This is a genomic window from Paenibacillus sp. Y280, from assembly GCF_056786335.1.
Window position 1 is genome coordinate 270,198 of sequence record NZ_JBXCIW010000003.1, and the last position, 26,407, is coordinate 296,604.

Genomic DNA, 26,407 nt, shown 5'->3' on the forward strand with positions numbered 1-26,407 from the left:
TGGCAAAGTTCTTATATTTTGATTTCATTTATTTCACTCTCAAAATTATAATGGACATAATACGAATGCGTCAAAGCAGAGTCCAGGGAGGAACACGAAATGGCAGGTAGCACGTACGGAAGCAGCTTTAAAATAACAACCTTTGGCGAGTCGCATGGCGAGGCGGTAGGCGTCATCGTAGATGGCGTAACGCCAGGCGTCGAGCTGGATGAACAATATATTCAGACACAAATGGATCGAAGGAAGCCTGGTCAATCCTCGGTGACTTCGCCGCGTAAAGAATATGATGTGATCAGCATTCTATCAGGCATGTTCGAAGGCAAAACGACGGGAACGCCGCTATTCATTATGCTTCACAACAAAGATATGAGGCCAGATGCTTATAGCGATATTCAGTATTCCTTTCGTCCAGGGCATGCCGATTATACGTATTTGAAAAAATACGGCATTCGCGATCACCGCGGAAGCGGGAGAGCGTCGGGAAGAGAGACGGCAGGACGTGTTGCAGGCGGAGCGGTTGCTCGCAAGCTGCTCGAAAATAAAGGCATAAGCGTCGTCGCCTACACGAAGGAAATTGGCGGCATCAAATGCGAAACCTATCATGAGGACGAAATCGAGAAAAATGCCGTGCGGGCATGCGATCCGGAAGCAGCTCTTCGCATGATTGAGAAGATCGAGCATTTAGCTTCGGTGGGGGATAGCTGCGGCGGTATCGTTGAATGCAGAATAAGAGGGGTTCATCCCGGCATTGGCGAGCCTGTATTTGATAAGCTGGACGCTGAGCTTGCGAAGGCTATGCTGTCGATTGGCGCTGTTAAAGGCATTGAATTCGGCGCGGGATTCGCGGCAGCCGATATGCTTGGCAGCGAGCATAATGACGAAATGAGCAAAGACGGCTTTTTAACGAACAACGCGGGCGGCATCGTTGGCGGTATCAGCACGGGAGAAGAGATCGTGTTTCGGATAGCGGTTAAGCCAACCTCATCCATTTCTTTGCCGCAGCATACGATTGATATTCATGGGCAGGAAAAAATGATTGAAACGATCGGCCGTCATGATCCTTGTATTTGTCCGCGCATCATTCCGGTCGTCGAAGCGATGGCTTGTATCGTAGTCGAAGATCTCATTAAGCGTCAGGCTGCCATGCATGAATAACCTTGAAAGGGCTAGCTGCGGCTAGCCTTTTATTACTTTTTGCGGTCTGCACGCTCATTCATCTTCTTATGATATGCTTATAGATGACGAATGCCGAGAGGAGTATGTTAATGCAACCAACTGTGTTTATTGATCGCAAGGTGCCAAATGAGGTCGAAGCGTACATAGCCGAGCACTGTATCATCGAGAAATGGGAACAATCGACCGCAATACCACGAGAGCTGCTTCACGAGAAACTCGCAAATGCAAACGGCTTGCTGACAGCAGGAATGACAATTGATGCCGACTTGCTCGAGCACGCTCCTAAGCTGAAGGCAGTTAGCAGCATCAGCGTCGGGTATAACCATTTTGACCTTGCAGCCATGAAGGAACGAGGCATTATCGGAACGAATACGCCTTATGTATTGAACGATACAGTTGCGGATCTCGCGCTCGCCCTCATGCTTGGAACGGCTAGACGTGTCGCTGAGCTCGACCGGTACGTGAAGGATGGCCAGTGGAAACCAGGTGACGGCGCAAAGCTGTTCGGGGTAGATGTGCATCATGCTAAGCTCGGCATCATCGGCATGGGCCGGATCGGCGAGGCTGTAGCAAGGCGTGCAAAGTTTGGCTTTGACATGGATGTTGTCTATTTTAACCGGAGCCGCAAGCCAGAAGCCGAAGAGAAGCTCGGCGTACGTTATTCGGAATGGAATGAGCTGCTCGCTTCTTCTGATTTTGTTGTGATGCTTGCGCCTTTAACGGCAGAGACGACCAAGATTATTGGACATAATGAATTTAAAAAAATGAAGCCGTCCTCGATATTTATAAATATTTCGCGTGGCCAAACGGTTGATGAGCAGGCTTTGGTCGAGGCGCTTCAATCGGGAACGATTGCTGCTGCTGGCCTTGATGTATATGAGAAAGAGCCGATTGATGCTGATCATCCGTTCCTTCAAATGGCTAATGTACTGACATTGCCGCACATTGGCTCAGCTACAGCTCAAACGAGGTTTGATATGGCGATGCTAGCTGCGCAAAATCTAGTTAGCGCATTAACTGGGCAAACGCCAACATGCATGGTGGACGAATTAAAATAAAACGAATGGAATCATTCTTTTCTTAATCGATCAGTTCTAATAGCTAATCCATAGTACAATCGTTCATATACCTCTAGCTTTTACTTTGAAATAGGAGTTGTGCGAAAAATGACAATGGAAAGGCCTTGCTGCGAATGAAACCGCTTCTCATTGGATCAACAGGAAATACCGGTCAATATATTCTCCGATTTTTGGCGGACAACGATATACGTCCTAAGCTGTTTGTACGCTCTCCTGAACAGGCGGAGGCTGGAAGCTGCCTTGGCGACGTTCGAAAGGAACAGGATGTACGGGAGGCAATGACAGGCGTTGACAGCGTTATTTGTTCGTTAAACACGGAAGGCAATGGCACGCTCATTAGTGGAATGGAGCATGTCATCGCTGCTATGGAGAAGCTTAAGCTAAGCAGGCTCATCACGATTGGAACGGCTGGCATCCTGCAAAGCGAGCTGCAGCCCAAGCTGCTCAGATACCAATCGGTTGAAAACAAAAGAGTAAGCCACGATGCCGCAAAGGAGCATGAGCAGGTTTATCTGGCATTAGCAAAAACGGATTTGCGCTGGACGATCATTTGTCCCACGAGACTTGTTCATGCAGAGCAAACAGGTGTTTACCGCGTTCAAAAGGATGTTCTGCCTAGCGGAGGATCGCAAATATCCTTTGCAGATACGGCTGAGCTTGCGGTTTCCGCCTATTTGAATGGCAGTTTTGTCCGCGAACGTGTAGGTATTTGCTATTAATCGCACGCATGCTGCAGCCAAAAAACCTGAAATCCTTGTGGAGGACTTCAGGTTTTTATTTTGATATGAATTATGTTTGATTCAATTTCAGCACTTCAACCCGGTTGGAGAAAAAAGTCGCACCGCCGCCCATGTCCGCTAACCGCTGAGGCGTTAGTGCATTAACCGCTTGATGACCCTTGCGATCATCATCCCACCATAAGCCTTGCGTAACGAGCACACCTGGCAGCACATCGCTGCCGACTCGGAGCGTCATTTCAACCTCGCCGCGATCGTTGCGAATTTTTACGCGTTCCCCGTTCGAGAGACCAAGCGCTTCTGCATTCTCATGATGCATGTGAAGGATCGGCTCCTTCTCCAGCTTCTGCAGACGTTCCTGGTTGGCAAACGTCGAGTTGATGAAGCTGTGGTTCGGACCTGACGTCAGCCAAAACGGATAAGTTTCCGGCTCGCGCAATGGCGTATAATCCGGAACAGGAGGCAGGCCGTTCTTAAGCATCGCTTCAGAATAAAGCTCAATTTTCCCGGAAGCCGTTGGAATCAATGACGTAAGCGGAGGGAGCTCATGGTTCCCCGCTTTCATCCACGTATTTTTTTTCAGCTCATCGAATGTGATGCCTTTAAGGAACGGATTGTTTTTGCTATCCAGCGCTTCGCTAATCATTTGCTCCTCAGTAATGTCAAATACCTCTGCCTCGAAGCCTAGCTTAAGCGCCAATTCCTTAAAGAGCGTAAAGTTGGATTTGCACTCGCCGACAGGCTCCATAATTGGCTGGTGCAGCTGTAAATAAAGATGCCAATAGGATGTGTATAAATCCAAATTTTCAAAATGCGAGGTAGCCGGCAGGACGATGTCCGAATATTTGCAGGTGTCTGTTAAAAATAAATCATGCTTGACCGTAAAGAGATCACTGCGCATAAGACCCTCTCTTACACGGTTCTGATCCGGTGCAACGACAGCCGGATTGCTGTTATAAACAAACAGCATCTGAACCGGCGGCGTCAGCTCGAGAAGCGCATCGCCAAGCTGATTCATGCTGACGGTGCGGACATCCGGATCTGGCAATAAGTCGGGCCGCTCGATTTTCTCGCCGTTTAGACGCGAATACCAGCTGTTTCCCTTCATGGCTCCGCCTCCGCGAACGCCCCATTGACCGGTTAGCGCCGGCAAGCACGAAATCGTTCTAACGATCATGCCTCCGTTATCGTGATGCTGCAGTCCATTGCCAATCCGAATGAAGGAGGGAGATGTAGTTCCATAAAGGCGGCCAAGCTCCTCAATCTCCGCTGCAGGTACACCCGTGATTGCCTCTACACGCTCAGACGTATATTCGGCTGCTTGCTTTGCAAGCTCTTCATAGCCGAGTGTATGCTTCTCGAGAAATGCTGCGTCCGCAAATCCATCACGAATGATGACATGCATCATGCCAAGCGCAAGAGCGGCATCGGTTCCCGGTCGCACATGGATGAACTGATCAGCCCATGCCGAGGTGCGGTTGCGATGAACATCGATATGAATAATTTTCGCGCCGTTTTTCCGAGCTTCCGTTGCCAGCATCGTCTGATGCATATTGGTAGACACCAGATTGCAGCCCCATATGATAAAAAGCTTCGTATGCACCGTTTCCTCTGGATCAATGCCGATGGAGCCGCCCATGGTGTACGAATATCCAGCAGAGCCGGCAGCGTTGCAAATCGCCCGATTGAGCTGGCTCGCTCCGAGGCGGTGGAAAAATCGACGATCCATGCCTTCAGCATTAAGAACACCCATATTGCCATAAAAGCTGTATGGCAAAATCGCTTCCGCACCATGCTCTGCGATGATGCTCTTCATTCGCTCTGTAATCTCTTCGTAAGCTTCCTCCCATGTGATTCGCTCGAATGAAAGCGTGCCCTTCGGACCTGTACGGCGCATCGGATAGAGAAGGCGCTCTTGATGGTAGACCCGATCACTCAATTGTCTAACCTTGTTGCATATCGCTCCGCGAGTGACGGGATGCTCCGTATCGCCTGTAATTTTAGTTATTTTCCCTTCCTCGAAGGTAACGCTAAGCCCGCAAGTGTCGGGGCAATCGAAGGGGCATACGGAACGAACCGTTCCATCCATTGTAGCTGCGATCATATGCGTATCACTCCATCCTATATCCAAAATCATGTCTATTTATCATACCATAGCTGCTTCTGTTTTTTGATCCCACTTGCATGAGAGGCCTAGTTACTTTTGACAAGCCCATTTTTTCAGATAAATAACCTATTGACAGTACCTGACTTGTCATGTAATATTCACTATGGTAAACACGTATCCGCACAACTAAATATTTCGTATAACCTCACGGATTTTGAGCTTGAATAGGGTGAGGGTTTCTACGGGGAGCCTTAACTTCCTAACTACGAATATGTGATCATTTGAGAATGGTCCTGTATTCGTCGTTAGGATTTTTTTTGTGCGTTCATATGTTGGTTTGCTAGGAACTGAAAGGGGAATTGGACAAATGAAATACATTTTATCGGTTTTTCTAGGTGCTGCCAGTTACGGCATCTTATCTACTATCGTTGTACTCGCTTATGGGAATGGCTATGAGCTGGGCGAGGTTGTTGGTAGTCAGTTGTTGACAGGTTTTATCCTTGCATGGGCGCTTGCATTGTTTACGAATTGGCGCAAAAAGCGGAGCACAGAAGCAAATAATGGTGTGGGTGCGAACATGGATAAGACCATGCCAAAATTAACTTGGAAGCAAAGATTAATTCTTATGGCTGCAGGTATGCCGACTGCAATAACCGGCTTGCTTTATTATCAATCGCTTCGATACATTCCGGCGTCACTGGCTATTATTTTATTATTTCAATTCACATGGATTGGCGTATTGATTCAAGCGATTGGACAGCGGAAGCGTCCAAATGGCATTATGTTCTTCACGATTGCGATCCTATTCGGCGGAACGATGCTTGCTGCCGGCATCATTGAGCAAGGGACCGGCAAGTTTAATGTAATGGGCGTCATTCTTGGCCTTTTATCGGCCGTAAGCTATTCGCTATTCATACTATTTAGCGGCAAAGCCGTTCCAGCCGTACATCCCGTTTACCGCAGCGCGTGGATGATTACAGGCGGAATGGTGCTCGTATTTATTTTATTCCCGCCGACTTTTTTGTTTAATGGACTGATCATGGGCGACTTGATGCTTTACGGATTTTTGCTAGGCATGTTCGGCGCATTTATTCCGCCGGTTCTATTCGCGGTAGGAGTGCCGCATATCGGAGAGGGAATGGCTGGCATACTTGGCGCTTCGGAGCTTCCGGTAGCGGTATTGCTATCCTCCTTTGTCCTTAATGAGCATGTGAGCGCGCTGCAATGGATTGGCGTAATCGTCGTTCTCGTTGGCATTGCGCTTCCCGAGCTGTTGAAGCGAAGAAGACGTTTAAGTTTGCAATAAACTGAAGGGAAAGAAGCCAGCTAGCTCTTTTATGAAGAGCAGCTGGCTTTTTTTTGCTTAAGTGATCTGAATAACTGAGCCTGCAAACATGAATAATAAATTATCATTTGCTATCGAATGGGATTATAGCCTGGCAGGAGGGAGTTCCATGCAATATGACTGTATAATTGTCGGCGCAGGCTTTGCAGGCTTGCAAGCTGCCATACAATTAGGAAGATATCGTCATAACGTAGCTGTAATTGATGCCGCTGAAGGTCGATCGACCTTGTGCAGAAGCTACCACAACCTAATCGGCTTTCCAAATGGCGTTAGCGGAGCAGAGCTTCTGGCATCTGGAAAAAAACAAGCCGAACAGTTGGGCATTCATTTCATTAAAGCGGTTGTCGCTCGAGCAGCATGTGAGGATGAGGGCTTGCTGCTTCATACGTCTGATGAGCAGAGCTTTCGCTGCAAAAGGCTTCTGCTTGCTACGGGAGTAAAGGATCGTCTGCCGAATTTTCTAAACCTTATCCCTTGCCTCGGAATAAGCGCCTACATATGTCCGGATTGCGATGGCTATGAAGTAGCCGATAAACAAACGCTCGTGCTCGGAGCAGGAAATGCTGGCGCGAATATGTCGCTGACCCTTATGCACTGGACCAAGGATCTTATCTACGTCAATCATGAGCGAACACCTATTGATCATGATCTGCGCAATCTGCTTGCAGATAAAGGAATTCGATACATAGAGCAATCGATCCGTACCGTACTGGCTGAACAAGCTCAGTTCGAAGGTGTCATCCTTGAAGATGGCTCAACCCTTGCATGCGGGCGTTGCTTTGTCGCCCTCGGGGGCAACGAGGTGCGCTCCGGCATTGCAAAGCAGCTAGGAGCAGAGCTGATCGACAATAAGCATATCGTCGTTGATCCGCGAACTAAACGTACAAGCGCTAAGCACGTATGGGCGGCAGGTGACGTCACCGCTCACTCCGAGATGGTTACCATCGCGATGGGTGACGGCAGTCAAGCCGCCATTTGGATTCACAAAAGCTTAATCGCTACATCGAAGTAATCACCTTGTCGATAATTCCGTATTCCAACGCCTCCTCAGATGACATATAATAGTCACGATCCATATCTTTTTCGATTTTTTCTAAAGGCTGGCCGGTTTTCTCGGCAGAAATTTGGTTTAATTTTGCCCGAATGTTCAGTATCCGGTTGGCACTGATTGCAATGTCGCTGGCCTGGCCTTGAACGCCGCCGTGAGGCTGGTGAATCATAATTTCGCTGTTAGGCAAAGCGGATCGATGTCCTTTCTCGCCAGCAAGCAAGAGAATGGCCGCGAAGGAAGCGGCTAAGCCGGTGCATATCGTATGCACGGGCGGCTTCACGAATTGCATCGTATCGAGGATCGCGAAGCCAGCTGATGTGGAGCCGCCAGGGCTGTTAATGTACATCGATATTTCTTTCTCAGGGTCTTCTGCGGCTAGAAATAACAATTGAGCGATAATGCTATTCGCCACATTGTCGTCGATAGCCGAACCCAAAAACACAATTCGATCTCTAAGCAGTCTGGAATAAATATCATACGATCTTTCGCCGCGGCTCGATTGTTCAACTACATAAGGAACGAAATTACTCATCATTTTGACCTCCCGCATGGAATGTGATGCTTTCCATCTGTAAACGAATAACTGCAGGCAAAGGATACGGTGCAAAATATTTTTGGCCGCTGCGTATCCTTTAGGCTGTCTCGTTCGTTTACTTAAGTAAGGATAACTCCATGTACGCTTTGCGTAGCGTAAGACGGGATAAAGCTGAGGAGGCGGGAAAATGATTTTAGCGAATACCCATAAAAATATAGAGCTGCATAATGCCGATGAGACCGCTCGTAAGCTGCAAGCTAGCATTCATCGGTATTGTTTGTCCCTTACAGGATCAAAGTGGGACGCCGACGATTTAGCACAGGATACATGGCTGAAAGGAATGCGGGCCGCAATTGATTCCTCGCATAATAACCCTGAGGCGTTACTGCTGCGAATTGCCAAAAATACATGGATCGATCAAATACGCAGACAGAATCAATACGAGCGTATCATCAAGCAGGATATTCATCTCGAAGCGATGTCAGATGCCAGCTCCTTGGAGCTTGAAGAGGCTCTGTTTGCGCTCATACGTCATTTAACTCCTCTGCAACGAATTGTGTTTCTGCTTCGGGATGCTTTGGATTATTCCATAGTGGAAACGGCGGAGCTGCTGAACACAACAACCGGAGCGATCAAAGCAGCGCTTCACCGAGCGCGGGAAGCTTTGCATGCCGTAAGACGAGAGCTTGAGACAGAAGATTCAACGTTCGAATTAGATGAGGATCGGGGTATTCTAATGAGAGAGATGGCAGCTGCCTATCAATCTGGCGACATAGCGCTCCTTATCGAGCTTGCTCAATGTGATGCAGGGGAAGCCGCAAACATTACGGGTATCATCCAAAATCGTCGTCTGCAAGCGGTTAGTCACAAACAGCGGCAAACTCGTATTACGTCCAAGAATCACTATTCGATTCAAATGGCTGCTTAGACGCGATCATAATTGAAATAAGCTATAATAATGGGAAAGACCTATAGGATAGAGGCAGCCACTGATGACGAAAAAGCTGATTTTTTTTGATATAGATGGTACATTGGTTGATCATGAGAAAAAGATTCCGGCATCAACGGAGCAGGCAATTGCGGAATTGAAGGAAGCCGGGCATGAAGTCGTCATAGCGACGGGCAGAGCTCCCTTTATGCTGAAGCCAGTCAGCGAAGCGCTGAATATCAAATCCTACGTAAGCTTTAACGGCTCCTACGTAGTTTATAACGATGAAGTTGTTTATAGCCATTCCATTGATCCCGCTCGAATAGCAGAGCTCTCCCAAATCTCGATAGCAAACAAGCATCCATTGGTTTATATGACGCCTGAGGGGATGCGCAGCAGTACGGATCAAACCGCTTATATGGATGATGCCGAGGAAGCTTTGAAGCTGAAACTGCCGCCCTTGGAGCCCGATTATCACATCGGAAGAGACATTTATCAGTGCTTGCTTTATTGCAAGGAAGAAGACGAAGATTATTACAAACAAAATTTTGCAGAGCTCGGATTTATTCGTTGGCATTTATTCGGCAGTGATTTGCTTCCGCCTGGCGGCTCAAAAGCGAGAGGCATTCAAGCGATAATTGAACGGGCAGGGTTTAACGATGAGGATGTATATGCATTTGGCGATGGCATCAACGATCTCGAAATGCTCAAATACGTTCATCACAGCGTCGCAATGGGCAACTCGCCTGATGTAGTGAAGCAAGCTGCTCGCTACGTTACGAAGGATGTTACGGAGGATGGTATTTTATTTGGTTTGAGGATGCTTGGGTTGTTAAAGGGCTAGGCTTGAGCTCAATTGGTAAAGTTCTTTTATAAATGTTCTTACACTTTCGCGAGTTACAATAGGCAGTATATACTGATGAAGTCGGGCCGACAAATGATAAGGAAAGGAGCTGATCGATTTGATTAACTACCTGGAGGTGATCTCCGTTTAATCGGAGATCACCCTGACGAAGGAGACCGCAAGGTCTCCTTTTTATTCATTCAAAAATTGCATGCGAATGAACTGGAAATATTGTTAAACATTTCTTGTCAATTGAAAATGCTTACAATATACTTATAGTGTATAAGCAGGGAAAGCAGCTTCTATGGAGGAAATGGCATCCATAGCTTTTTTTGTTTTTTTAACGAATCACATGTATGACCAAAAATCGAAGGGAGGCAGGAAAAATGTTGATGAACAAAGGAACGAACAACCTGATCAAGATGAGCCTGTACGAGGAGGACGTTTATTGTGAACTACAAAAATGGGAGAGATGTGCTTCCCCCTAGTTTATTGAAGGAACTGCAAAAATACATCCAAGGGGATTTGATTTACGTTCCAAAGGCAGCGGAGCAGCGAGCGCATTGGGGAGAGGTTAGCGGAACACGGAAGCTGCTGGCTGATCGCAATAAGGAGATATACCTTTATTATACGAATGGCTGGTCCGTTGCCGATCTGGAGCGAAAATATCATTTGTCGGGCGAGAGTATTCGCAAAATAATTGTAAAAACTCGTTAAGAATAGAAAAGCATAGAAGCAGACTGATGAAAAGTCTGCTTCTATGCTTTTTTATTGCCAAATTATGAATGAAAAAAACTGCAAACAGCGTTATAATAAAGGTGTATTTTGTCGAATGTCGAATGTTAATAATGTAGTTTTGTGACATAACCTGTCGAAAAGAATATACAAGTACATAGCCGTGGGGGATTAGGAAATGAAAACATTATTAATTGCAGAAGATGAACCTGTGTTGCGCATGCTGATCATGGATACGCTCGAGGATGAAGGCTACTCGCTTGTAGAAGCGGCGGATGGCGAAGAAGCATTAGAGAAAATAAAAGCAACCGATTTCGACTTGATTATTCTCGATTATATGATGCCAAAAATGACCGGAATCGAAGTGATTGAGAAAACGCGATTGCTTGAAAACCGCCAACATTCAACGATTCTAATGTTGTCGGCCAAGAGCCAGCAAACCGAGCAGGAGAAGGTACTCTTCGCTGGAGCCAACGGATTCATGTCAAAGCCGTTTAGTCCTATTGAGCTTATCGACAAGGTAGAGGAGATGCTTCGTGGGTAAGCTGCGGGTTTATTATAAGAAAAGCATTACGCGGCAGTTTATGTCGATGATGATTTTAACATTATTACTGATTTTGGTAGGCGCTATCATTGTACTTCTCAGCACGGTTTCAATATTGCGAGACTATGAAGCAGAAACAACAAAGATGCGAGAGAAACAGGAGCTTGTATCGCAAATTGCCGATCATTCCAATGAAATTATTTTGCGCGCGCGCGGCTATTACGTTTATTTGTCGGATTTCGAATTCAAGAAGATTTTTAGCGAAAAGAAATTGCTGAAAAAATCTTTAGATGAAATTAAAACTTTTCCGCTCAGCAACTCCGAAGAAGAGGTCATGAAAAATATTGAAACGTTCTTTTACAACTATTTCGAAAATGTATTGCCGAGAGCTATATACTACTCAAAGGCTGAGGATTATGAAGCGCTTCGAGAGTTTGTAACTGCAGGAGAAAACAATCCAGTCAATACGGTCATCAGCTACGCTCACGATTTCAAAAAACAAGCCCGGCTTGTAGCTGAGGAGAAAAACGACAAACTCATTCACACCCTCTCTAACCAAGCTGTATTTTTTATAGGCTACATTATTCTGGTACTCATCGTGTCAATATTCATCACGAGAAAAGTGGCTAAAGATATTGGAGTTCCACTTAACAAGCTGACTGGCCATGCACGCAGATTTGCCAATGGGGAACAAGTCGAGCTCGATCATATCTCTAGAGAGGATGAGATTGGCGAGCTTGCAAGATCGTTCCAGATCATGATGACGCAAATTCAGAGCAAAGAGGAAGTGCTGCTCGCACAGAATGAAGAGCTGATCGCGCAGCAGGACGAGCTTCAGGCTCAGCAAGATGAGCTGCAGCGTGCTGTTGGCCTGATGGAACAAAACGAAAAGTATTTGGAGAAGCGCAATCAGTTTGTGCAATCCCTCTCTAATACGCTAGATCAGCAAGAACTGCTTAAGAGCATCATTTCAAACATTGTAACGATCACGGAGTCAGATAAAGGGTTAATCGTTCTAATGAATAGAGAGCATCATTACGCTGCTGTCGGGATATCCGATGCTGCGGCATTGCAATTTATTAATAACATTGACAATGGCGTTGTCCTCCGCGCAGAGCAAACGAAGAAGTCTTACAGCATGGTACGTGATTGTTCGCTCGAAGAGCAAGGGTATCACGATGAGCCAATGCGGGCCACGGATCTGATTTTGCCAATACTAAATGCCGGCGACGAAATGGTAGCCTGTCTAATTATAACCAAAGTGAACCGAGCGATATCTAAGCAGGAAGAGGATGAAATCGTAGGCATGATGACGCAAGTATCGCTGTCCTTCGATAAATTGCAATTGTACGAGCAATCCGAAAGGCAGCGATTGATGACAAGCGATATGCTGAACACGATTCAAGAAGGCATACAGTACTTGAATCTTGATGGAACAACGCTGCAAATCAATCGTAAAATGTCGGAGATCTTCGGATTTTTTAATCGAAATGAAGAATCGATTCATCTGCCGTTTGAGCAATTTAAATCTTTTATTAAATCCTCGATTGTGGAATCGGAGCCGCTCCTGCAATTTATGGACGAACTTCTAACGCATGGTCATATGAACGGTCAGCACAGTATGAATTATGAAATCAATCAGCCTGAAAGAAAATTTATTCAAATCTATTGCGAGCCATTGTACAGGAACGGAGAAAAATTCGGTTTATTGCTTGTTCATCGCGATATTACGAAGGAATATGAAGTCGATCGAATGAAGTCCGAATTCGTCAGCACGGTAAGTCATGAGCTGCGGACTCCGCTTGCCAGCGTTCTAGGCTTTGCTGAGCTGCTGCTTCATCGAGAGCTTACGCCAGAACGTCAGCGGAAATATGTGACGACCATTCACCAGGAAGCTAGAAGATTAACTACGTTAATTAATGACTTTCTTGATCTTCAAAGGATGGAGTCGGGCAAGCAATCCTATGAAATGAAACCCTTTTTATTAATGCCGTTAATTAACGAAGTGATTGAAATGCAGCGAATGACTTCAAGCTTGCATCAAATCACGTGGCAAAATGAGGCGAATAACGCCTTTGTTATAGCAGACTGTGATAAATTGCAGCAGCTATTTATCAATTTGCTAAGCAATGCGGTCAAATACTCCCCTAACGGAGAACATATCAAAGTATTTAGCTGCATTAAAGAAGGCAATGTTGTCATTCGTATAGAAGATGAAGGGCTTGGCATTCCAAAGGACGCCTTGCCTCATCTATTTAGCAAGTTTTATAGAGTCGATAATTCGGACCGCAGAGAAATTGGCGGAACTGGCTTAGGCCTCGCGATTGTCCATGAGATCGTTACAAAGCATAAGGGCACCGTTGAGGTTCAGTCTGAATTTGGACAAGGCAGCACCTTTATCGTCACTCTTCCAATGGCAGAACAGCAAGAGCAGCTGTCAAGCGAGGAGCAGAGGGAGATGACAGACTCAGAGTCTTCCATTCATATCATGCTTATTGAAAACGACCACAACTTATCCTCCCTCCTAAGGGATGAAATGTTGTCGAATGGTTATCAGGTTCATCTGTATACGGAAGGCAGCAAGGCCATCGAAGATATCGAGCAGCTAAATCCGGATATTGTTGTCATTGATCTCATGCTTGAGCCCGGTATAACGGGCTGGGATATTATCGACAAAATCAAAAAGACAGATGCGCTTCTGAACAAGCCTATTATTATATCCAGTGCCTTTGAGGAGAAAGAGAAAGCTGCGCAATGGGGAATTAAGGAATTTTTAGTGAAGCCTTACTTGCCTGGCAAACTAATTGCAGCCATTACGCATCATGCTGCGTTAATTGAGGGAGCCTTTTTTGATGAAAACCGAGAAATATAAACAACAGATTCAGAAACGCATTTTACAAACGATAAACGAGTGGTCTGAACAAGCAACTGTGGAGGAGCAAGCGATCCATCGTTTTTTCCACAACTTGAAGGGAACCAGCGGTACAATTGGCTTAGTGGAGGTTGAAAGATTTTCCGAGGATAAAGAGCTGTTGTTTTCCGAGAAAAGCAGCAAAGCGATCCCGCGCGAGAAATGGTCAGAGCATTTGCTGCCATTAACCGACATGTTTCCAAATCTTTCACAGCAGTCGGTAGGGTTGGAAAACATAGCGTTAGTTGAAGAGGAAATGTCTGATGGTCTGAGCGCCCATAGGGATCGTGTACTCGTAATCGATGATGATGTGGATTTTGTAACCTACGTAAAAGAGGTTCTGGAAAAACAAAACTATCCGGTGAGCATCGCACTGAATGCAGAGCGGGGATTAAAGCTGTTTTACGAATGGAAACCAAGCCTTATCCTGCTTGATATAATATTGCCCGACAAAAGCGGCATGTATGTGCTCAATCAGATTGTCGACAAAGCAAGACAGGAGCATATCCCGATTATTATGATCAGCGGCAATTTCTCCATTGAAAATCAAATTCACGCTTATCGGACCGGTGCAATGGACTTTCTTGCAAAGCCCTTAGACATTGACCTGCTTACAGCCATCATTGATAATCGCTTCGCCATGAAGAAGGATTGGGAGCGCTCCATTATTATCGACGAGCTTACAGGCGCATACAATCGAAAACATTTTAACCAAATGATGAGGCATCATATCGAAAGCTTTAAGCGAGAAGGTAATATTTTCACGCTGGTCATGCTCGATTTGGATTATTTCAAGCAAGTGAATGATACATATGGGCATCTCAAAGGCGATGAAGTGCTGCAAGCTTTTGTCGCTGCCGCACAAGCTTCAATTCGACCGCACGATATTCTCTGTCGATACGGGGGAGAGGAGTTTGCTTTGATTCTTCCTGACACGGATGCCGTACAGGGTGCCCTTATCTCGGAGCATGTGCGAATGAAATTTAATGACGTTAAGTTTCAAACGGATAATGATTGCTTTCAGGTTACCTTCACTGTAGGTGTAGCTTCTATTACGAATCAAAATAGTCACACGGAGCTGCTGGTTGAAGAGGCTGATCAAGCTCTTTACAACGGCAAACGCGGCGGGAGAAATCAAAGCGTAATCTATTCGCAAGAGATCATCGACGCCAAGCTGGATACATTCCTTAATGTCATTATCGTTGACGATGATGCTCTTATTCGAGAAATCATTGTCAACCGATTCTCGAGCTGGAAGCCGGCGAATCATGCGAAGGTGCAGGCCTTTGAATACGCTGATGGCCTGTCCTTTCTAACCTCTGATTGGTTTAAAGAAGGTGAAAAGTATATCATTTTGCTCGATGGCTCAATGCCCGATTTAGACGGTTTAGACGTGCTCTATCGGCTTCGTAAAAACTATCCCGAGCAGCTGTTAATTATCATGCTGACAGCACGCAATAATAAGGCCGATATCGTTCAAGCTCTGCAAATCGGCGCTGATGATTACGTCGTCAAGCCGTTCCATATGCAGGAACTGGTACTGCGAATCGAACGTTTGGCCAATCGAGTACTTAGCTAATAGACGATATCAAAAACCGCACTCCCATCGGAGTGCGGTTTTTTATGTGTTCATTCTACTATTCAATTGTATTCTTATTAACGAGTCGTAGCGACTGGCAAATCTACGACGGTTTGCGGATACTTGTAATCATTCCGATAGCAATTGGTTTCCGAATCATATGTCGATTGCGAAAGCTTGTGCGAGATCGCAAATATGGATAGATTCGGATTGACATGCAAGGAAGATTCAAAGAAGGAGCATCCCTCGAAATTGAACTCTAATGTAGTAATGATAATGACACAATTCGTAAACGTACAGCCGATAAAGCTAAACCCATCAAACACAATCGTTTCTTCCTTAAAATGTTCATTTGCTATTGTATTCATCGATCAGCGCTCCTATTCTGTGGTGGGACAACCTAATAAAAATACTAACAGATACTAGTCGTGATGTTTGTCGGTTGTTGCAGCTGAAATTAAATAATTAACGACATAAATAGCGTTCTTCCGAGTGTTCGCAATAGGTCATAGAGCAAATGTATTCAATCTGATAGATGACCGTTATAATATTAGAGGGGATACTTTTGAACAAGGTGACCAATAATCAATTCAAAATAGTTGGAGGCGCTAATATGAAAATATCAGTCTTTCAGGCAACGATCGAACATGTAGAGGAAACAGCAGATCTATTTGATAAATATAGACAATTCTATAGGCAGCAGTCTGATATTGCAGGGGCAAGAGCCTTTTTAACGGCACGAATTGAAAATAAGGAGTCCGTGCTGTTTGTAGCCAAGGATCAAACAGAAAACCGAGTGATCGGCTTCACGCAGCTTTATCCTTCATTTTCATCTATTTCGATGAGAACTTCCTACATATTAAATGATTTGTATGTGCTTGAGGCGTACCGAGGGCAAGGCGCTGCGCAGCTGCTCCTTGATCGCGCGAAGGATCATGCGAGAGCTGCCAACGCAAAAGGATTAGAACTCTCAACTGCAATCGATAACGAAACGGCACAACGGCTGTATGAACGAAATGGCTATAAGAAGGATGACGAGTATTTCCATTATTATTTAACGATATAAATGACATGGGGAAGAGGTGTGATTATGGAATCCAAAAGAATGGCAGCTGAAAGAGCTGTAGATTTTATTAAGGATGGTATGATCGTTGGACTTGGTACTGGCTCAACTGCCTATTTCGCTATTCAAAAAATTGCTCAAAGAGTAAAGGAAGGACTATCGGTCAAGGCGATTGCAACGTCCAATCAGTCTGAAGACTTAGCCAATGAGCTTGGGATATGCCTGCTGACTTTTGCAGAAATCGAATCCATCGATATTACCATTGACGGTGCAGACGAGGTAGATACGGAATGGAATCTCATCAAAGGGGGCGGTGGCGCGTTGCTGCGCGAGAAAATCGTTGCCTCTGCCAGCAAGCAGTTGCTCATTATCGTGGATGAAAGCAAGCTCTCTGAGCAGCTTGGCGCATTCCCATTGCCTGTAGAGATCGTTCCGTTCGGATATGAAATGACGATAAAAAAATTGCGTAAGCTCGGAGCTGATCCAGTTCTGCGAATAGCTGATAAACAATCGTATTTAACGGATAACGGCAACTATATTGTAGATTGTCATTTTGGCAAGATCGCCCAAGCGGAGGAGCTTCACCAAACACTTAATCTCATCCCAGGAGTCGTAGACAATGGATTATTTGCAGGCATGGCTTCCCGCGTCATTGTTGGCTATCAGGATGGAACGGTTAAGGAGCTCCTGAAAAAGTAATGTTTAATTCTCTTTAAACCTCAACAGACTACACTTGTGGTCTGTTGAGGTTTTTTTGTTTTTCTGTATAGGGGGTACCGTCAGCAAAACGCGGATTTACAACGCTAAGGAATTTTGGCCATAAAAAAAGCCGTTTCTCACCACTCTCAGAAAAATGCCGACGTTATTAATTTGCTTCCCATTTGGGGAAATGAGCCTAAAGGAATGTTGACGGGTTCGCTTACGGTAGCCGCTCTATTCCAAGGATCCTTTGTATTAACAGCCGTTATTCCTTCGATGAAAAGACCAGAGAAAGCGATGACAGCAAGCGTGTTGGGAATGATCATTACAGGAGGGCTGTATATCGTTATCGTTGTTGCGGCGGTGAGTGTCTTTGGAGCGGAAGAGATCAAGCAGCTGCTATGGCCAACATTGGAGCTTGCTAAAGCGACGTCGTTGCCGGCAAATATATTGGAGCGACTTGATGCCGCGTTTCTAGCCGTATGGGTAACTGCCGTATTTACGACCCTTTTCTCCAGCTATTTCCTTACGATTTATTCGATAAGCAAGCTGTTTCGTATACGAGAGCACAAACTATTTTCCTATTTTTTATTGCCAATCGTGTTCGTCATGGCGATGCTGCCGCAAAACATTGTGCAAATGTATGAAATTATTGAGACGGTCGGTCGATTCGGTTTATACATTACGATAGGCTATCATGGTCTGTTGCTGCTCATATCTATCCTTCGCAAGAAGAGAGGCAATCATAATGGTGACAAAGAAATGGATCAAAACCGTTAAAGGGCTATGCTGCTTTTTCATACTTATGCCACTGTTGACTGGCTGTTGGGACCGACTTGAAATCGAAGAGCGCGCAGTCGTATTAGGCGTGTCCATTGACATCGCTGATCCAGATAAAAAAGAAGAAGAAGAAGAAGGAGAGGATGACGTTTCACATGTGGATGGCTCCATCCCTGCACCGAATAAGGGATTGATTGTGCAGCCGTGCAAATCGCGCTTCCTGGCAGAATACCGCTCGGACCAGGCGAAAGCGGAAGCGCGAATGGTTCATCCAGTCAAACGGTATGGGTCATTGATATAGTCGGTCACAGTATCGACGATGCCATTATGAATTTGCAGCAGCAGGTTTCCAGCAGACTCTTTTTTGGTCATTTACGCGTCATCGTTGTCTCTGAGGCATTGGCCAGAAAAGGAATGAGAAATGTGGATGATTATTTTCGCCGCAATCCAGAAGTTCGTAGAATGGCTTGGCTTATGATTTCAAAAGGACAAGCCATCAAGTTCATGAAAGCCGCTCCTAAGCTGGAGAGAGTTCCTACTCTCTATTTGATGTCTACCCTTGATGAAGGGATTAGAATGGGGAAATTTCCCAAAGATTATATCGGCATATTCTGGAGCAACGTATAAAAGAAAGGGCAGGAGGGATTTTTGCCCTATGTTGTCATGAAGAAGGAACAAAATGTTGAAATTAATAGCCTTGCCTATTTCGTCGGCGATAAGATGGTTGGCGCAACGAAGCCGCTTGAAATAGCCGGATATTTAGGAATTAAAGGCGTAAATCCTGCGGGCTATCGGGTGTTCATCCAACTTGATGGAAGTACGATAATGACCAATACAACACATCGCAAATCAAAAATTCAGGTTCAAATTAAAGACAATGTTCCTCATTTTACAATAGGCATTGCCGTTGAGCTAAACATGGAGGAAAAACTTAGCGAGAATATACAGTTTAATGATCCTCAAGTGCTAAGGACAATTGAACAGAAGCAGGAAGCGGTGTCTGCAAAATTTTATACGGATATTATTAAAAAAACGCAAAGTAAAGGGTCCGATATATTCGGATTCGGAGAATATGTAAGAGCAACAAAATCGGATTATTGGAACAAACATATAAAAACGACCGAAGGATGGCGCGAAATGTACAAGAAAAGCAAATTTGATGTTCATGTATCGATGAAGCTGCGCCATATTGGAATGAAGGCCAAATAATGTCTTGCTCGGGTGAGTTGGAGGGGGCTGTTCGAATATGATTGGCGATGGGTATACAATCAGTTATCACAATTACGCTGTTTTACTATTGATCACAACCGGATTGCTCATTATGCTAATCGATGTCAAACCATTTAAAATAGAGGGACTAAGCAAGGAATACAAAGTATCTCGATTTATCGGCTGGTTTAATATTATAATCGGGATTCTCTTGATTATATGGGAAATGGTGCTGAAATAAATAGTAATACCTGTCATAATGAAACGAAAAAAGGAGGAATGCTCGATGAACGATACGATCCAAACACTGCTAAACCACCGCTCTATTCGTTCCTATACGGACACGCCGCTTACGAATGAGCAAATTCAACTAATCGTGCAAAGCGCGCAAGCTGCAGCTACGTCAAGCTACGTGCAAGCCTATACGATTATCGGCATTAAGGATGAAGCGAAGAAGGAGAAGCTCGCTGAGCTTTCAGGAAACCAAACTTATGTTGCCAAAAACGGGCATTTTTTTGTGTTTTGCTTAGATTTGCATCGCTTGGAATTGTCTGCTGAGCTGGAAGGGGCAACAACCGCTCAAATCGAGCAAACGCTGAATTCCACCGAAATGTTCATGATCGGGGTTATCGATACGGCGCTTGCTGCGCAAAATGCTGTAATTGCCGCAGAATCTATGGGTCTAGGCATCTGCTACATAGGAGGTCTGCGAAATAAACTGGATGACGTTGCAGAGCTGCTTCAGACGCCAAACCGGGTTATCCCGTTATTCGGACTTAGCGTTGGTCATCCCGCGAATCTATCCGACCTTAAACCAAGGCTGCCGCTTGCCAGCGTATATCATGAGGATGGATATAATCAGGTTAAAGAACAGCTGGTCGAACAATTGCAAGGCTATGATAAAGAAATCTCAAGCTACTATACGGAAAGGACGAATGGAGCGCGGAGCGATCGATGGACGGAAGCGATGACGAAGCTGCTTCAAAATCCGAAACGGCTGTATATGAAAAGATTTTTAAACGACAAAAAAATACCCTTAGAGTAAGCCATGCAGCTTATTCTAAGGATATGAGGCTCTTCTAGTTGTGCAGCTTCAGGTTACGCGCTAACTTGTGCTGCTTCAGCGACAGGCTCTAAACGTGCTTTGCCGCCTTTAGCCATCCATTTATTTTTCCATTTCGACTGCATGACCGTCAATAAGACGAGTGAGCATATCGTCAAGAAGCTTAAAATGAGGAAGCCTGATGTGTACGAGCCAGTGGACTTATAAAGCTTTCCAAGAATAAGAGGGAGAGCATAGCCGCCTAAGCCGCCAGCAGCCCCGATAATGCCAGTCATGAGGCCAAGCTCGCTGCCAAAGCGCTGCGGCACAAGCTGGAACACTGAGCCGTTTCCTGCGCCAAGACACATCATGCCGATGAAGAGCAGCGAGATAACGACTGGCAGTGCGGGCAAGGAAGATACAGCTGCAAGCATTAAGGCAGCGACCGCGTAAAGGATGGTAAGCATTCTTGTGCCGCCAATACGATCGGAGAGATAGCCGCCGACTGGTCTAAAGAAGCTGCCTGCGATGACACAGAAGGTAGTGAAATCGGCAGCTCTGACCGGCGATAATCCATACTGCGTATTGAAAAAGATGGTCAAATAGTTGGCGAGACCAACAAATCCGCCAAAGGTTACGCAGTAGAAAGCGCAGAATACCCATGCGTCGCCTTGTTTCAATACTTGTGCATAATGCGAAAGCTTCTTTGGCGCAGGGCGATTCGGACTATTTTTGGCAAAGATCGTGAAAATAATAAATACGAGAACGATTGGAATAATGGCAAGGCCAAAAACCAATTCCCAGCTTCCATAGTGCTGTGCAAGACGGTTAGCAAACAAGGTTGTAATAACAGTACCGCTGTTGCCTGCGCCGGCTATTCCCATTGCAAGACCTTGATGCTCCTTGGAATACCACTGGCTGGCTAGCGGCAAGGCTGCAGCGAAGGAAGCTCCGGCAACGCCAAGCAAAAGCGCCACAATATAAAGCTGATCCAAGGAATGTACGAATTTCCAGCCCATAATTAATGGAACAAGCGTAAAGAGCATTCCGAATTGTGCGGTACGTTTTGGCCCGATGTAATCTGTCATGAAACCTAACACTAACCTTAATATCGATCCCCCTAATATAGGTAATGCGACAAGATTTGCTTTTTGTACAGGATCCATCGGATAATCAGCCGCAATAATAACACTCAGAGGACCGATCAACACCCAAATCATAAAACTAATGTCAAAATACAAAAATGCGCTGAATAGGGTGGGCTTATGCCCGCTTTGCCAAAATCCTTTTCTCTCCATCCCAATCTCTCCCTTTTCTAATGTAATCAACCTAAAAAGCCGCAATCCGTCCATGTAAAGGAACGAAAAGCGGCTTCATTGCCATGGCAGCACATCATTGTGCGACCTCTTATTTATTGGATCACATACACTGTAACCCCCCAACTCGAATTATAGGTTCGCGTAATGTATATGTCAATATACATTACACATAAATTTTTTAACGTGAAATTACAAAGTGTGCGTTATATATATTGACATGTAAATCAACATGAACTAATCTATACATAATAGAATGAGTACAGCACAGTGGCGTGCTGACTCTTGCGGCAATGATGCCTTTTCCCTGTATGCGGGAAAGGGCTTTTTATGTTCATTTTTACTCAAATCATTCGCTGGAGGGGCGGGCGCTTCAGCTGGGCAGGAGGTTCGGTTCGGATCGTTAACGAACTAGGAAATTGCAAAAGTGGATGTGAACATAGATGAGCAGAGAGAAATTAGTTGTGATAGGCAATGGGATGGCAGGAATCAAATGTGTCGATGAAATCATAAAGCTTGCGCCGGACAAATTTCAAATCACCGTATTTGGAAATGAGCCTCATCCGAACTATAACCGTATTTTATTGTCAAAGGTGCTTCAGGGAGATTCCTCTATTGAAAGCATTGTGATCAATGATTGGTCATGGTATGAGGAAAATGGAATTCGACTATATACGGGTGAGACAGTCGCCTGCATTCATTCGGATTCTCAATATGTGACGACCGTATCCGGCATTCGTGCCGATTATGATCACCTGATTATTGCAACAGGCTCATCAGCCTTTATTCCGCCAATAGCAGGTATTCATAAGTCTGGCGTCATCTCATTCCGCAACATTGACGATTGCAGGACGATGATGGATTATGCGAAAAAATACAAGAAGGCCGCAGTCATCGGCGGCGGCTTGTTGGGACTCGAAGCTGCGAGGGGCCTCCTGAATCTCGGCATGGAGACGGATGTTATTCACAATGCGCCTTATTTGATGAATCGACAGCTCGATCACATGTCAGCAGACATGCTTCGCAAGGAATTGGAAGAGCAGGGAATGCGATTTTGGCTGAGCAAGGAAACGGATAGCATATTCGGCTTAAATCGCGCCAAAGGCATCCGCTTCACGAATGGAACCACATTAGAGGCTGATTTGATCGTCATTTCCGTCGGAATTCGTCCTAACGCCGAGCTTGCCAAAAAGAGCGGGATCGAAACCAATAGAGCAATCATAGTCGACGATTATATGAGAACGAGCAAGCCTCATATATATGCGGTTGGAGAATGCGCGGAGCATCGAAGTGTCGCCTATGGCTTAGTTGCACCGCTGTATGAGCAAGGAAAGGTGCTGGCGAGAAGCATTTGCGGACAGAAATCAGAGCCCTACCTTGGTTCTGTTCCTTATGCACAGCTCAAGGTTTCAGGTGTCGAGGTTTTTTCGGTTGGGGAAATTCGCCAAGAGGAAGCAGAGACTGCAATCCAGCAGTATGACGGTATTCGTGGAACCTACAAAAAAGTGACGATGAAAGAAGGAACGGTTCGCGGAGCGATTTTGTTTGGTGATACAGCGGAAGGAACCTCCTTGCTCGACCTCGTGAAAAGAGGAGCATCGATATCGGAGCTTAACCGACCTTCTAGCACGGGGGGCACAAACGAGCTTGATCGATTAGCTGAAATGATGCCTGAAAGAGAGACAGTATGCGCCTGTAACGCTGTCCAGAAATGTACCATCATGAGCGCGGTCACCCAAGATGGCCTGCAAACGACCGACCAGGTACGTGACCAAACGAAGGCTTCGAGCTCCTGCGGCGGCTGCAGGCCGATGGTAGCAGCGATCGTGCAATATGCGCTTAGTCGTGGCAAGGAAAGTGTTAAAGCTGCAGCTCCGCCTATTTGCGGCTGCACGGATGTTAGTCATGAATTGCTCAAGGAAGCCATTAAAGGTGATTTACAATCCACCCTTCATGAAATAAAGGCAGAATTGGGCTGGAAAAAACAGTCCGGCTGCCCGGTTTGCTCATCAGCGTTGAACTATTATTCAGTCTTATATCATCCGCATACTGCCATTCAAGAGAGGAATATCGAAGTGGATTATGGGTTCAGTGTAGCCGTGATCCCTATAAATCCAGTCAAAAAAGATGGCAGCTGCGAACCATTTGATTCATTGTCGCTTGGGCAAGATCTCCAAAGCAGCTGCGCAAGCTTGCCTTTTCCAGCACCAGTAAAAGCAGCTATCACGTCCAGCATTCATCAACCTGCAGGCGTACTCGTTTCCGATATCGGGATTACAGGGGCGCCGGCGGGCTGGGAAATCTATGCTGGCGGGCATGCCGAGCATCCGGTTAAGCAGGGTCAGCTAATCGCAATAGCAGAGACCGATGCACTTGCTTTAACGATATCGGTAGCTTGTCTTCAGCTTTATAGAGAAAATGCCGAATATGACGAACCGGTTTGGAAGTGGCTGGAGCGAGCAGGAATCATCGAAATGAGAGAAATGCTATTGGATAGCAGCTGCCAAATGGAGCTAACCGGCAGAGCTCAGGCAGCTACCTTAGTGAAACAAAGTGTGGAAGGGCTTGGTGAGAGCATATGCGTCAAATGATAAATGCTCCTATCGTTAAGGAAACAAGCTATGTTATGGATACGCAATGTCCGTTTTGCAGCGTGCAGTGCAAGATGCGCATCACGAAAGAGCTGCCTGTTCTTGGCTCGAGCAGGCCTTCATATGTGATTGAAGGTATACCGAATGCCGCTTCAGAAGGACGCTTATGCGTGAAGGGGATGAACGCTCATCAGCATGCGGCAAGCTCGGAGCGTCTTCTTCAGCCATTGGTAAGAATGAATGGTCAGCTTGTCCCTGCATCATGGGAGGAGGCAATGCTTGCGATTAGCAGTAAATTTCAAGCCATTAGCGACGAGCATGGCCCCGATTCTCTAGGAGTATACGGCGGGGGATCGCTAACGAACGAGAGCGCCTATCTGCTAGGCAAGTTTGCAAGAGTAGCGCTTGGAACGAAGCATATCGATTATAACGGCCGGTTCTGCATGTCGGCTGCAGCGTCAGCAGGCAACAAAACCTTTGGCATCGACCGTGGACTAACCTGCCGATTATCCGACATTCCGCTTGCTCGCTGCATTATTTTGGCGGGAACGAATATTGCCGAATGCCAGCCGACCTTAATGCCTTATTTCAACAAAGCCAAAGAAAATGGAGCCGTCATCATCGTCATTGATCCGAGAGTTACAGCTACGGCTGCAATTGCCGATATCCATTTGCAGTTGAAGCCCGGCACGGATGCAGCACTTGCCAATGGTTTGCTTAAGGTGTTGCTGGACGAGAAGCTGATGGACGAAGCGTTCATTGCAAATCGTACAAATGGGTTTGCTGAATTGAAGGAGCACTTGTCTACTATTCAGTTAGATGAAGTGGCGAACTTAACGGGCTTGGATGGAGCTGGAATTCGTAAAGCCGGAATGGCTTATGGGCAAGCGGAAACCGGCATTATTTTCACGGCGAGAGGCGTTGAGCAGCAAACGGACGGCCATGTGGCGGTACGGAACTTCCTAAACCTCGTACTCGCTGCGGGCAAAGTCGGCAAGCCTGGCTGCGGCTACGGCGCTGTAACCGGGCAAGGCAACGGGCAAGGCGGTAGAGAGCACGGACAAAAGAGCGATCAGCTGCCCGGCTACCGAAATATTGAAGACGAACAGGACCGGGCTTATGTTGCCGGTGTATGGGGAATAGATCCGAAGGAGCTGCCGCGCAAAGGGGTATCCGCCTATGAAATGATGGAGCTTGTGCATCAACGCGTGATCCGTTCCTTGTTCGTGATGGGCTCGAATCCGATCGTATCGAATCCAAATGCCAATTTAGTCGAGGAAGGTTTGCAGGGGCTAGATTTCTTAGTCGTTGCGGACATGTTCTTGTCTGAGACGGCTAGACTCGCGGATGTCGTGCTGCCGGTCACGGCGTATTTGGAAAATGACGGCACGTTGACTAATTTGGAAGGCCGCGTGCTCTTGCGGGAATCTACGATAGCTCCGCCAGGAGAGACAAGGCATGACTGGGCTGTTTTGTGCCAAATAGCCGAAGGAATGGGAAAACAGCAGTATTTCTCTTTTGAATCCGCCGAGCAAATTTTTGAGGAGCTTAGACTTGCAAGCCGCGGTGGAATAGCAGACTATTACGGCATAACATATGATCGCTTGAGGCGTGAGGGAGGTGTCTATTGGCCATGTACATCGACCGAGGAGGATGGCAACGAAGGCATGATGTTCGAGAAAGCTTTTGCCCATTCGGATGGAAGAGCGATTTTTATGCCTGTTGCCAGTCGGCTTCCGCAGGAGACGCCTAGCGATGAATTTCCGCTTACGATGACGAATGGAAGGGTGCTTTCGCATTATTTGACAGGCGTCCAAACGCGCAGAAGCCCTTCATTAGCTGCACGAAATATTGAAAATTATATTGAAATTCATCCAAAGACAGCTCAGAAGCACCGCATTGAGGATGGCGAATGGGTGGAGGTTACCTCGCTTAGGGGCAGCTTTAACGTACGAAGCCGAATCACCGATAAAATAAGGGAGGACACGCTATTCGTGCCCATGCACTGGGGAGGCGTACAGAACGTCAATAAAGCGACAAGTCCAGAGCTTGATCCCAATTGCAAAATGCCTGGCTTCAAAACATCGTCTGTAGCGATTAGCCCTCTCCGATTGCGGAAATAAGAGTTGAAAGAAC

General features: G+C 46.0%; 25 protein-coding genes and 1 riboswitch. Of the genes, 21 read left to right on the forward strand and 4 right to left on the reverse strand.

The features are described from left to right. Positions 1 to 99 precede the first annotated feature (99 nt). The 3 genes from aroC to AC1TPC_RS05835 all read left to right on the forward strand — a co-directional run bounded on the left by aroC (position 100) and on the right by AC1TPC_RS05835 (position 2,974). On the forward strand, positions 100 to 1,155 hold the full coding sequence (aroC, locus tag AC1TPC_RS05825) for a chorismate synthase (protein ID WP_482065903.1): 1,056 nt from the start codon (positions 100 to 102) through the stop codon (positions 1,153 to 1,155). Between the two features lie 110 nt (positions 1,156 to 1,265). Further along, the gene (locus tag AC1TPC_RS05830) at positions 1,266 to 2,234 is read left to right on the forward strand and encodes a 2-hydroxyacid dehydrogenase (protein WP_482065904.1); all 969 of its coding nucleotides are present in this window, start codon (positions 1,266 to 1,268) and stop codon (positions 2,232 to 2,234) included. A 134-nt stretch (positions 2,235 to 2,368) separates the two neighbouring features. Then, positions 2,369 to 2,974, forward strand: coding sequence for an NAD(P)-dependent oxidoreductase (locus tag AC1TPC_RS05835; protein ID WP_482065905.1), 606 nt, complete (start codon positions 2,369 to 2,371; stop codon positions 2,972 to 2,974). 70 nt (positions 2,975 to 3,044) lie between these two features. On the opposite strand, the gene AC1TPC_RS05840 is transcribed toward AC1TPC_RS05835, so the two are convergent. Then, positions 3,045 to 5,096, reverse strand: coding sequence for a molybdopterin-containing oxidoreductase family protein (locus AC1TPC_RS05840; RefSeq protein WP_482065906.1), 2,052 nt, complete (start codon positions 5,094 to 5,096; stop codon positions 3,045 to 3,047). Positions 5,097 to 5,274: 178 nt separating this feature from the next. Next, positions 5,275 to 5,385: riboswitch (purine riboswitch) on the forward strand. An 81-nt stretch (positions 5,386 to 5,466) separates the two neighbouring features. On the opposite strand from AC1TPC_RS05840, the gene AC1TPC_RS05845 reads away from it, so the two are divergent. Then, entirely contained in the window at positions 5,467 to 6,405 is a 939-nt protein-coding gene (locus tag AC1TPC_RS05845) for an EamA family transporter (RefSeq protein WP_482065907.1), read from the forward strand. 148 nt (positions 6,406 to 6,553) lie between these two features. Continuing rightward, the gene (locus AC1TPC_RS05850; protein WP_482065908.1) at positions 6,554 to 7,456 is read left to right on the forward strand and encodes an NAD(P)/FAD-dependent oxidoreductase; all 903 of its coding nucleotides are present in this window, start codon (positions 6,554 to 6,556) and stop codon (positions 7,454 to 7,456) included. Here the strand turns inward: AC1TPC_RS05850 and clpP are convergent. After that, positions 7,443 to 8,027 (reverse strand): ATP-dependent Clp endopeptidase proteolytic subunit ClpP, encoded by a 585-nt coding sequence (gene clpP, locus AC1TPC_RS05855; RefSeq protein WP_482065989.1) that lies wholly within the window; start codon positions 8,025 to 8,027, stop codon positions 7,443 to 7,445. The two genes, AC1TPC_RS05850 and clpP, sit on opposite strands and share 14 nt — an antisense overlap. A 190-nt stretch (positions 8,028 to 8,217) precedes the next feature. On the opposite strand from clpP, the gene AC1TPC_RS05860 reads away from it, so the two are divergent. From AC1TPC_RS05860 to AC1TPC_RS05885, 6 genes are all read left to right on the forward strand, one after another. Then, on the forward strand, positions 8,218 to 8,958 hold the full coding sequence (locus tag AC1TPC_RS05860) for an RNA polymerase sigma factor (protein ID WP_482065909.1): 741 nt from the start codon (positions 8,218 to 8,220) through the stop codon (positions 8,956 to 8,958). 64 nt (positions 8,959 to 9,022) lie between these two features. Continuing rightward, positions 9,023 to 9,802, forward strand: a complete 780-nt coding sequence (locus AC1TPC_RS05865; RefSeq protein ID WP_482065910.1) for a Cof-type HAD-IIB family hydrolase — start codon at positions 9,023 to 9,025, stop codon at positions 9,800 to 9,802. Positions 9,803 to 10,252: 450 nt separating this feature from the next. Next, a complete protein-coding gene (locus AC1TPC_RS05870; protein WP_482065911.1) occupies positions 10,253 to 10,519 on the forward strand; it encodes a CD3324 family protein in 267 nt (88 codons plus the stop codon). A 196-nt stretch (positions 10,520 to 10,715) separates the two neighbouring features. Continuing rightward, complete coding sequence (locus tag AC1TPC_RS05875) at positions 10,716 to 11,081, forward strand: response regulator transcription factor (RefSeq protein ID WP_482065912.1); 366 nt, start codon at positions 10,716 to 10,718, stop codon at positions 11,079 to 11,081. Then, positions 11,074 to 13,953 (forward strand): ATP-binding protein, encoded by a 2,880-nt coding sequence (locus tag AC1TPC_RS05880; RefSeq protein WP_482065913.1) that lies wholly within the window; start codon positions 11,074 to 11,076, stop codon positions 13,951 to 13,953. Before AC1TPC_RS05875 ends, AC1TPC_RS05880 begins: the two co-directional genes overlap by 8 nt. Further along, positions 13,934 to 15,571, forward strand: a complete 1,638-nt coding sequence (locus tag AC1TPC_RS05885) for a GGDEF domain-containing response regulator (RefSeq protein WP_482065914.1) — start codon at positions 13,934 to 13,936, stop codon at positions 15,569 to 15,571. Before AC1TPC_RS05880 ends, AC1TPC_RS05885 begins: the two co-directional genes overlap by 20 nt. Positions 15,572 to 15,648: 77 nt before the next feature. Here the strand turns inward: AC1TPC_RS05885 and AC1TPC_RS05890 are convergent, their stop codons facing one another. Then, positions 15,649 to 15,939, reverse strand: a complete 291-nt coding sequence (locus AC1TPC_RS05890; RefSeq protein ID WP_482065915.1) for a hypothetical protein — start codon at positions 15,937 to 15,939, stop codon at positions 15,649 to 15,651. A 251-nt stretch (positions 15,940 to 16,190) separates the two neighbouring features. Between AC1TPC_RS05890 and AC1TPC_RS05895 the strand changes: the two genes are divergently transcribed. The 8 genes from AC1TPC_RS05895 (at position 16,191) to nfsA (ending at position 20,367) form a co-directional block, all read left to right on the forward strand. Further along, on the forward strand, positions 16,191 to 16,637 hold the full coding sequence (locus AC1TPC_RS05895; protein WP_482065990.1) for a GNAT family N-acetyltransferase: 447 nt from the start codon (positions 16,191 to 16,193) through the stop codon (positions 16,635 to 16,637). Positions 16,638 to 16,661: 24 nt separating this feature from the next. Continuing rightward, complete coding sequence (gene rpiA / locus AC1TPC_RS05900; protein ID WP_482065916.1) at positions 16,662 to 17,333, forward strand: ribose-5-phosphate isomerase RpiA; 672 nt, start codon at positions 16,662 to 16,664, stop codon at positions 17,331 to 17,333. A 114-nt stretch (positions 17,334 to 17,447) separates the two neighbouring features. Further along, the gene (locus tag AC1TPC_RS05905; protein ID WP_482065917.1) at positions 17,448 to 18,113 is read left to right on the forward strand and encodes a GerAB/ArcD/ProY family transporter; all 666 of its coding nucleotides are present in this window, start codon (positions 17,448 to 17,450) and stop codon (positions 18,111 to 18,113) included. After that, on the forward strand, positions 18,082 to 18,414 hold the full coding sequence (locus tag AC1TPC_RS05910) for a hypothetical protein (RefSeq protein ID WP_482065918.1): 333 nt from the start codon (positions 18,082 to 18,084) through the stop codon (positions 18,412 to 18,414). The genes AC1TPC_RS05905 and AC1TPC_RS05910 overlap by 32 nt, the downstream gene beginning before the upstream one ends. Further along, positions 18,318 to 18,740, forward strand: a complete 423-nt coding sequence (locus AC1TPC_RS05915) for a Ger(x)C family spore germination protein (protein ID WP_482065919.1) — start codon at positions 18,318 to 18,320, stop codon at positions 18,738 to 18,740. The genes AC1TPC_RS05910 and AC1TPC_RS05915 overlap by 97 nt, the downstream gene beginning before the upstream one ends. A 21-nt stretch (positions 18,741 to 18,761) precedes the next feature. Next, on the forward strand, positions 18,762 to 19,322 hold the full coding sequence (locus AC1TPC_RS05920; RefSeq protein ID WP_482065920.1) for a Ger(x)C family spore germination C-terminal domain-containing protein: 561 nt from the start codon (positions 18,762 to 18,764) through the stop codon (positions 19,320 to 19,322). 37 nt (positions 19,323 to 19,359) lie between these two features. Further along, on the forward strand, positions 19,360 to 19,563 hold the full coding sequence (locus AC1TPC_RS05925; RefSeq protein WP_482065921.1) for a CLC_0170 family protein: 204 nt from the start codon (positions 19,360 to 19,362) through the stop codon (positions 19,561 to 19,563). Between the two features lie 45 nt (positions 19,564 to 19,608). Beyond that, positions 19,609 to 20,367, forward strand: a complete 759-nt coding sequence (nfsA, locus tag AC1TPC_RS05930) for an oxygen-insensitive NADPH nitroreductase (RefSeq protein WP_482065922.1) — start codon at positions 19,609 to 19,611, stop codon at positions 20,365 to 20,367. A gap of 53 nt (positions 20,368 to 20,420) precedes the next feature. Here nfsA and AC1TPC_RS05935 read toward each other — a convergent pair whose 3' ends face one another. Further along, positions 20,421 to 21,662 carry a nitrate/nitrite transporter gene (locus AC1TPC_RS05935; RefSeq protein WP_482065923.1) on the reverse strand — a complete coding sequence of 414 codons (1,242 nt, stop codon included), beginning with the start codon at positions 21,660 to 21,662 and terminating at the stop codon, positions 20,421 to 20,423. Between the two features lie 461 nt (positions 21,663 to 22,123). Here AC1TPC_RS05935 and nirB point away from each other — a divergent pair, with 461 nt between their 5' ends. Then, positions 22,124 to 24,271: a nitrite reductase large subunit NirB gene (nirB, locus tag AC1TPC_RS05940; RefSeq protein WP_482065924.1), complete on the forward strand. Its 2,148-nt coding sequence runs from the start codon at positions 22,124 to 22,126 to the stop codon at positions 24,269 to 24,271. Then, positions 24,259 to 26,394 carry an assimilatory nitrate reductase catalytic subunit NasC gene (gene nasC, locus AC1TPC_RS05945; protein WP_482065925.1) on the forward strand — a complete coding sequence of 712 codons (2,136 nt, stop codon included), beginning with the start codon at positions 24,259 to 24,261 and terminating at the stop codon, positions 26,392 to 26,394. The genes nirB and nasC overlap by 13 nt, the downstream gene beginning before the upstream one ends. Positions 26,395 to 26,407: the final 13 nt, after the last annotated feature.

Bases quoted from the DNA above. Each gene is read 5' to 3' on its own strand.
- aroC (WP_482065903.1), top strand. From the start codon at position 100: ATGGCAGGTAGCACGTACGGAAGCAGCTTTAAAATAACAACCTTTGGC.
- AC1TPC_RS05830 (WP_482065904.1), top strand. From the start codon at position 1,266: ATGCAACCAACTGTGTTTATTGATCGCAAGGTGCCAAATGAGGTCGAA.
- AC1TPC_RS05835 (WP_482065905.1), top strand. From the start codon at position 2,369: ATGAAACCGCTTCTCATTGGATCAACAGGAAATACCGGTCAATATATT.
- AC1TPC_RS05840 (WP_482065906.1), bottom strand. From the start codon at position 5,096: ATGATCGCAGCTACAATGGATGGAACGGTTCGTTCCGTATGCCCCTTC.
- AC1TPC_RS05845 (WP_482065907.1), top strand. From the start codon at position 5,467: ATGAAATACATTTTATCGGTTTTTCTAGGTGCTGCCAGTTACGGCATC.
- AC1TPC_RS05850 (WP_482065908.1), top strand. From the start codon at position 6,554: ATGCAATATGACTGTATAATTGTCGGCGCAGGCTTTGCAGGCTTGCAA.
- clpP (WP_482065989.1), bottom strand. From the start codon at position 8,027: ATGAGTAATTTCGTTCCTTATGTAGTTGAACAATCGAGCCGCGGCGAA.
- AC1TPC_RS05860 (WP_482065909.1), top strand. From the start codon at position 8,218: ATGATTTTAGCGAATACCCATAAAAATATAGAGCTGCATAATGCCGAT.
- AC1TPC_RS05865 (WP_482065910.1), top strand. From the start codon at position 9,023: ATGACGAAAAAGCTGATTTTTTTTGATATAGATGGTACATTGGTTGAT.
- AC1TPC_RS05875 (WP_482065912.1), top strand. From the start codon at position 10,716: ATGAAAACATTATTAATTGCAGAAGATGAACCTGTGTTGCGCATGCTG.
- AC1TPC_RS05885 (WP_482065914.1), top strand. From the start codon at position 13,934: ATGAAAACCGAGAAATATAAACAACAGATTCAGAAACGCATTTTACAA.
- AC1TPC_RS05890 (WP_482065915.1), bottom strand. From the start codon at position 15,939: ATGAATACAATAGCAAATGAACATTTTAAGGAAGAAACGATTGTGTTT.
- rpiA (WP_482065916.1), top strand. From the start codon at position 16,662: ATGGAATCCAAAAGAATGGCAGCTGAAAGAGCTGTAGATTTTATTAAG.
- AC1TPC_RS05910 (WP_482065918.1), top strand. From the start codon at position 18,082: ATGGTGACAAAGAAATGGATCAAAACCGTTAAAGGGCTATGCTGCTTT.
- AC1TPC_RS05925 (WP_482065921.1), top strand. From the start codon at position 19,360: ATGATTGGCGATGGGTATACAATCAGTTATCACAATTACGCTGTTTTA.
- nfsA (WP_482065922.1), top strand. From the start codon at position 19,609: ATGAACGATACGATCCAAACACTGCTAAACCACCGCTCTATTCGTTCC.
- AC1TPC_RS05935 (WP_482065923.1), bottom strand. From the start codon at position 21,662: ATGGAGAGAAAAGGATTTTGGCAAAGCGGGCATAAGCCCACCCTATTC.
- nirB (WP_482065924.1), top strand. From the start codon at position 22,124: ATGAGCAGAGAGAAATTAGTTGTGATAGGCAATGGGATGGCAGGAATC.
- nasC (WP_482065925.1), top strand. From the start codon at position 24,259: ATGCGTCAAATGATAAATGCTCCTATCGTTAAGGAAACAAGCTATGTT.